Origin of the sequence: Mycobacterium sp. 852014-52144_SCH5372336 (assembly GCF_001665615.1) — a bacterium.
Lineage (GTDB): Bacteria > Actinomycetota > Actinomycetes > Mycobacteriales > Mycobacteriaceae > Mycobacterium > Mycobacterium neumannii_A.
Genome location: NZ_LZSW01000049.1, coordinates 179560 through 185559, shown reverse-complemented (window position 1 = coordinate 185559; position 6000 = coordinate 179560). Strand labels below are relative to the sequence as shown.

6 protein-coding genes and 1 pseudogene are annotated in these 6000 nt (G+C 67.0%); all 7 read left to right on the top strand.

Features of this window, described 5'->3' with window-relative positions; all coding sequences use genetic code 11:
- Positions 1 to 443 (top strand): annotated as a pseudogene (locus tag A5759_RS26130) (hypothetical protein); the annotation flags it as partial.
- Between the two features lie 89 nt (positions 444 to 532).
- Positions 533 to 1492 carry a Rossmann-like and DUF2520 domain-containing protein gene (locus A5759_RS15615; protein ID WP_068199258.1) on the top strand — a complete coding sequence of 320 codons (960 nt, stop codon included), beginning with the start codon at positions 533 to 535 and terminating at the stop codon, positions 1490 to 1492.
- On the top strand, positions 1489 to 2421 hold the full coding sequence (gene panC / locus A5759_RS15610; protein WP_068199190.1) for a pantoate--beta-alanine ligase: 933 nt from the start codon (positions 1489 to 1491) through the stop codon (positions 2419 to 2421). Before A5759_RS15615 ends, panC begins: the two co-directional genes overlap by 4 nt.
- Positions 2421 to 2828 (top strand): aspartate 1-decarboxylase, encoded by a 408-nt coding sequence (gene panD, locus A5759_RS15605; protein WP_066841234.1) that lies wholly within the window; start codon positions 2421 to 2423, stop codon positions 2826 to 2828. Before panC ends, panD begins: the two co-directional genes overlap by 1 nt.
- 4 nt (positions 2829 to 2832) lie before the next feature.
- Positions 2833 to 3648: a type III pantothenate kinase gene (locus A5759_RS15600; protein WP_064399286.1), complete on the top strand. Its 816-nt coding sequence runs from the start codon at positions 2833 to 2835 to the stop codon at positions 3646 to 3648.
- 89 nt (positions 3649 to 3737) lie between these two features.
- Positions 3738 to 5276 carry a lysine--tRNA ligase gene (gene lysS, locus A5759_RS15595; RefSeq protein ID WP_068199189.1) on the top strand — a complete coding sequence of 513 codons (1539 nt, stop codon included), beginning with the start codon at positions 3738 to 3740 and terminating at the stop codon, positions 5274 to 5276.
- Positions 5277 to 5384: 108 nt separating this feature from the next.
- Positions 5385 to 5726, top strand: a complete 342-nt coding sequence (gene lsr2, locus A5759_RS15590; RefSeq protein WP_064347878.1) for a histone-like nucleoid-structuring protein Lsr2 — start codon at positions 5385 to 5387, stop codon at positions 5724 to 5726.
- Positions 5727 to 6000 lie beyond the last annotated feature (274 nt).

Below are 6000 nucleotides of genomic sequence, written 5' to 3'. Positions count from 1 at the left end.
AGATGTGTATAAGAGACAGGCCGACGAGCGAGTGGCAGCCCGCACCCGCCGACGGGCGCTGGATTCCGCCGGGTGCCCCGGGCAGCAACTGGGTGTCGCGCGGCAACGGATCGACGACCGAGTACGTCGGCAGGCGCCGGGCCCCAGAACCCGAGGACGATCTGGTCGGCCCGGTCGCTGAGCCCGACCTCTCGACACCGCCGCCCGAACCGCCACGAGGCAGACATTCGGCGCCGCCGGCCAGCGGCGATCCGGGGCGCCCCGCGCAGCAGACCGTGCCCCCAGAACCGCCGGAACCCTCCCCGGAATCACCGGCTCCCACCGGGCGGCGGCACCGCAACGCCGACGACCCCGACACCGCCGGACAGTCCGTCGCCGAACTGTTGGCCCGGCTGCAGGCGAGCCCCACACCGGGCGGGCGTCGCAGACGCCGCGAGGAGTGAGTTAATCTCGTAGCGACCGTCCGGTACCCGCACCGCGGGACTGGAACGTACACCCATCAACTCGCAGCGAGGTCGACTTCATGGTCGCCATGGGGACCCCACCTGGCGGATTCCGCCCGGCGCGGCTCACTGTCGGCATCGTTTCGGCAGGTCGTGTCGGTTCCGCGCTGGGTGTCGCCCTCGAGCGCGCCGAGCACGTCGTGGTGGCGTGCAGCGGGGTTTCGCGTGCGTCGCGCGACCGCGCCCAGCGCCGGCTGCCCGACACCGCGGTGCTTCCGGTCGACGAGGTGGCCAGCCGTTCCGAACTGCTGATCCTCGCGGTGCCCGACGCCGAGCTCGAGAAGTTGGTGTCCGGTCTGGCCGCGACCGGGTCGGTGCGGTCGGGCACGATCGTCGCGCACACCTCCGGTGCGAACGGAATCGCCGTGCTGGCGCCGCTGACGTCGCAGGGCTGCATACCGTTGGCGATCCATCCGGCGATGACCTTCACCGGCACCGACGAGGACATCGACCGCTTGGCCGACACCTGCTTCGGGGTCACGGCTGCCGATGAGGTCGGATACGCGATCGCCCAATCGCTTGTGCTCGAGATCGGCGGGGAGCCGTTCCGGGTCCGCGAGGACGCACGCACGCTCTATCACGCGGCACTGGCGCATGCCAGCAATCACCTGGTGACGGTGCTGCTCGACGCGGTCGAGGGCTTGCGGTCGGCACTGTGGGGCCAGGAGCTGCTCGGCCAGGAACTGGTCGGCGATGCGCCGGGCGGTCTGCCCGAGCGGGTCGTCGGCCCGCTGGCGCGCGCGTCTTTGGAGAACGCGCTGCAACGCGGGCAGGCGGCATTGACCGGCCCGGTGGCACGCGGGGACGCCGCCGCTGTGGCGCGTCATCTGGAAGCCCTTACGGAGGTGAATCCCGAATTGGCGCAGGCATATCGGGCGAACTCATTGCGCACCGCCCAGCGTGCGCACGCCCCAGACCAGGTGGTCGCCGTGCTCGCCGCCGATCCGGACCGCGGCGGGAGCTCGCGACGGACGGAGACGGGCCGATGACCGTCCGCAAACCGCAGTTCACGGCGGGCGAACTGAACGTCTACTCGAAACCCGGTGACGTCGCGGCGGTCACCAGGGCGTTGCGTGCCACCGGTCGGCGCGTGATGCTGGTCCCGACGATGGGCGCTCTGCACGAGGGTCACCGCATGCTCATCCGCTCCGCCAAGCGTGTCCAGGGCGCCGTCGTGGTGGTGTCGGTCTTCGTCAACCCGCTGCAGTTCGGGGCGGGTGAGGACCTCGAGGCGTATCCGCGCACGCTCGACGACGACCTCGCCGCCCTGGGCGAGGAAGGCGTCGAGATCGCGTTCACGCCGACCGTCGCCGACATGTACCCCGACGGCACCCGCACGTCGGTCCATCCCGGGCCGCTCGGTGCCGATCTCGAAGGTGCTTCTCGGCCAACGCATTTCGCGGGTGTGCTGACGGTGGTGCTCAAGCTGCTCAACATTGTCCGTCCCGACCACGCGTTCTTCGGGGAGAAGGACTACCAGCAGTTGGCGCTGATCCGGCAGATGGTCGCCGACCTCAACGTCGACACCAGGATCGTCGGTGTGCCGATCGTGCGGGAGGCCGACGGGCTGGCGATGTCGTCGCGCAACCGGTATCTGGACCCCGAGCAGCGCGAACATGCGGGCGCGCTGTCGGCCGCGCTGCTGGCCGGGATGTACGCCGCGGGGGAGGGGACCGCGGCAGCGTTGGACGCCGCACGCGCGGTGCTCGACTCGGTGCCGGCCATCGAGGTCGATTATCTCGACGTGCGCGACCCGATGCTCGGGCCCGCACCGGAGGTCGGGGCGGCGCGCATGTTGGTGGCCGGCCGCCTGGGGCCCACGAGGCTGCTGGACAACATCGCCATAGATATCGGGGTGCCGTCGGGGCCTGGCCCGGACGTCGCGTTTGACGAGCACGAACTTCCTTGGAGGAACTGATGTTACGGACAATGCTGAAATCGAAGATCCACCGCGCGACGGTCACGAAGGCCGACCTGCACTACGTCGGATCGGTGACCATCGACGCCGACCTCATGGAGGCCGCCGACCTGCTCGAGGGGGAGCAGGTGACGATCGTCGACATCGACAACGGCGCCCGGCTGGTGACGTATGCCATCACCGGTGAGCGTGGCAGCGGCGTGATCGGGATCAACGGTGCGGCAGCGCATCTCGTGCATCCCGGGGATCTGGTTATCCTGATCGCCTACGGCACCATGGAGGATGCCGAAGCCAGGGCGTACCAACCGCGGATCGTGTTCGTCGACGCCGACAACAAGCAGGTCGACCTCGGTCACGATCCGGCTTTCGTACCGGCCGACGCGGCCGAGTTGATATCGCCACGGTGAGACCGTGTTACTAGCCATCGACGTCCGTAACACCCACACAGTCGTGGGTTTGGTGTCGGGTTCCGGAGAGCACGCCAAAGTCGTGCAGCAGTGGCGGATTCGCACCGAATCGGAAGTCACCGCCGATGAACTCGCCCTGACCATCGACGGGCTGATCGGCGACGACTCCGAACGCCTGACCGGGGCGGCCGGGCTGTCGACCGTCCCGTCGGTGATGCACGAACTGCGCGAGATGTTGCGCCAGTACTGGCCGTCGGTGCCGCATGTGTTGATCGAGCCCGGTGTCCGCACGGGGATCCCGCTGCTGGTGGACAACCCGAAGGAGGTCGGCGCCGACCGCATCGTGAACTGCCTGGCGGCCTACCACAAGTACGGCACCGCGGCCATCGTCGTCGACTTCGGCTCGTCGATCTGCGTCGACGTGGTCTCGGCGAAGGGCGAGTTCCTCGGCGGCGCGATCGCTCCCGGTGTCGAGGTGTCGTCTGACGCGGCCGCGGCGCGATCGGCGGCGTTGCGTCGCGTCGAGCTGACCCGACCGCGTTCGGTCATCGGGAAGAACACCGTCGAGTGCATGCAGGCCGGTGCGGTGTTCGGATTCGCCGGCCTGGTCGACGGCCTGGTGCAGCGCATCCGAGACGACGTCGACGGCTTCGGGGGCACCGACATCGCGGTGGTCGCCACCGGGCACACCGCGCCGCTTCTGCTGCCGGATATGCGCACGGTTCAGCATTACGACGAGCACCTCACCCTCGACGGCTTGCGTCTGGTGTTCGAGCGCAACCGCGACAACCAGCGCGGCCGCCTCAAACAGGCCCGCTGAAGGATGATTTCGGTGGCCAACCGGTTGCCAGGTCAGCGTCGACGCACCGAAATTCCTCGTCGGCGCACCTTCATTTAGGCTGGCACGACGTGACCGAACCCGACCCCTCCCGCACCACACCGGCCGCGGACGCCACAGCCGAGCCTGACCTTCCGGAGCAGTACCGGATCCGTCAGGCCAAGCGTGAGCGGCTGCTCGCCGAGGGGCGCGAGCCGTATCCGGTGGAGATCGCGCGCACCCATTCCCTAGCCGAGATCCGCGCGGCCTATCCCGATCTGGCCGCCGGCGACGAGACGGGCCAGCTCGTGGGTGTGGCCGGACGGGTGATGTTCGCCCGCAACTCCGGAAAGCTGTGCTTTGCCACGCTGCAGGAGGGGGACGGGACCCAGCTGCAGGCGATGATCAGCCTCAACAAGGTAGGACAGGAATCGCTGGACGCGTGGAAGGCCGACGTAGACCTCGGCGACATCGTCTTCGTGCGCGGTGAGGTGATCAGCTCCCGGCGCGGCGAACTCTCGGTCCTTGCCGACTCGTGGCAAATGGCTTCGAAGGCCCTTCGGCCGCTGCCGGTGGCGCACAAGGAGATGAGCGAAGAGGCCCGGGTTCGGCAGCGCTACGTCGATCTCATCGTGCGTCCCGAGGCCAGGACTGTCGCTCGCCAGCGGGTCGCGGTGGTGCGCGCGGTGCGGACGGCGCTGGAACGGCGCGGATTCCTGGAAGTCGAAACTCCGATGCTGCAGACACTCGCGGGCGGCGCTGCGGCGCGGCCGTTCGTGACGCACTCCAATGCGCTCGATGCCGACCTATATCTGCGTATCGCTCCGGAACTGTTTCTCAAGCGCGCACTGGTAGGTGGATTCGAGCGAGTCTTCGAGTTGAATCGGGTGTTCAGAAACGAAGGCGCCGATTCCACGCATTCTCCGGAATTCGCGATGCTCGAGACATATCAGGCATACGGGACCTACGACGATTCCGCCGTCGTGACCCGAGAGATTATTCAAGAAGTCGCAGACGAGGCGATCGGAACACGCGAGGTGCCATTGCCCGATGGCACTGTCTATGATCTTGATGGCGAATGGCAGTCCGTCGAAATGTATCCGTCACTGTCTGAAGCTCTGGGCGAAGAGATCACACCGGAAACACCGGCCGAGAAGTTATGGGCGATCGCCGATCGTCTCGGAGTCGAGATCCCTCGCGACCGGGGTTACGGTCACGGGAAATTGGTCGAGGAACTGTGGGAGCACACCGTCGGGAACACCTTGTGGGCGCCCACGTTCGTCCGTGATTTCCCCGTCGAGACGACCCCCCTTACGCGGCCGCACCGCAGTATTGAGGGCGTCACCGAGAAATGGGATCTCTATATCCGGCGTTTCGAACTGGCGACCGGCTATTCGGAGTTGATCGATCCCGTAATCCAACGCGAAAGGTTCGAAGCCCAGGCGAGGGCGGCGGCCGCAGGTGACGACGAGGCGATGGTCCTTGACGAGGATTTTCTGGCAGCCCTGGAGTATGCCATGCCGCCGTCGACGGGCACCGGAATGGGTATCGACAGATTGATGATGGCCCTGACGGGACTGTCGATTAGAGAGACGGTTTTGTTCCCGATTGTTCGGCGCCACGGCAACTGAACGCGGCGGCGTATGATCTTTGTTGTATAGCGCACACAGATATGGCACATTGGTGCCGGGTTCGATACTTTACTGCGGTCCTGTGATCGCGCAGAAGGGCGTGTTTAAATGGCGAAGAAAGTTACCGTCACCTTGGTCGATGATTTCGACGGCGAAGGTGCGGCCGACGAGACTGTTGAATTCGGCCTCGACGGGGTCACCTATGAGATCGACCTTTCTTCGAAGAATGCCGCAAAACTGCGCGACGCCCTGAAGCCGTGGGTCGATTCCGGTCGTCGGGTCGGCGGCCGTCGGCGCGGACGTGCCGCCGGGTCGGGCCGCGGGCGGGCGGCGATCGATCGCGAGCAAAGCGCGGCGATCCGCGAGTGGGCCCGGCGTAACGGACACAATGTGTCGACGCGTGGGCGCATTCCCGCCGACGTGATCGACGCCTTCCACGCCGCCACGTAGAGGCGCTCCTCACGCGCGCCGTGTCGGTTGTTCGCTAGCCGCGAAGCCATCGGGGCTCGATTGGGAAACGAATCGGCCCACCGATGCGTTGCTCTCCCATAGCGGCGGGTATTCGATCCCGTGCGCGTCGATGCCCCGGGTGTCCGCTTAGAGCAGACCGGCGGGCGGGACGCGCCGCCCTACTGCCCACTAGAGTGGACGGTGGTGTGGTGCGTACTCGAGACCGTTGGGCGCGCGTGGCACCGACCAAATGATGGAGAGCAGGTAACCACCG